Raw genomic sequence first — 507 nt, forward strand, 5'->3', positions numbered from 1 at the left:
GCGTATTGTTGTCGAAGGGAGCCGGCATCATCCTGATCTCGTCCTACCTGCCCGAGGTTTACGAACTGGCCGACACGCTGCACGTATTCCGCCGCGGCAAACTGGTCGCCACGCACGGGTTCCGCACCGCCGACCATGAGGAAATTCTCACACAGGCGCTCGCCGAGAAACAAGAAAAGCTGGGAGAACAGATATGAGCACCGAGGCGATTCCTGCCGAAAAACCGAAGCGCAACTACAATGCCCTGTTCGGGCTGACGCTGCTGGCGCTGCTGGTGCTTCTGTGGGTCATCCTGTCACTGTCGACATCAAGCTTTGCTTCGGCCAACAACATCTCGAACCTGCTGCGCCAGGGCTCGATGATCGCCATCCTGGCCGTCGGCCAGACCTTCGTTATCATTACCGGCGGCATCGATCTTTCGGTCGGCGCCGTGGTTGGCTTCGCCACCGTCATAGCCGCGATGCTGATCAATGCCGGCATCCCGGTCTTCCTCGCCATCCTTATCAC

At 59.4% G+C, this 507-nt stretch carries 1 protein-coding gene and 1 pseudogene; both read left to right on the top strand.

Annotation, left to right across the window (positions count from 1 at the left end):
• Positions 1-197, top strand: a pseudogene (locus ACXJ7R_RS36210) (sugar ABC transporter ATP-binding protein); the annotation flags it as partial.
• Positions 194-507, top strand: a 314-nt coding sequence (locus tag ACXJ7R_RS36215) for an ABC transporter permease subunit (RefSeq protein ID WP_457155959.1), incomplete at its 3' end; no start/stop codon positions are given. The pseudogene ACXJ7R_RS36210 and the gene ACXJ7R_RS36215, both read left to right, overlap by 4 nt.

Source organism: Mesorhizobium sp. P5_C1 (assembly GCF_054049815.1).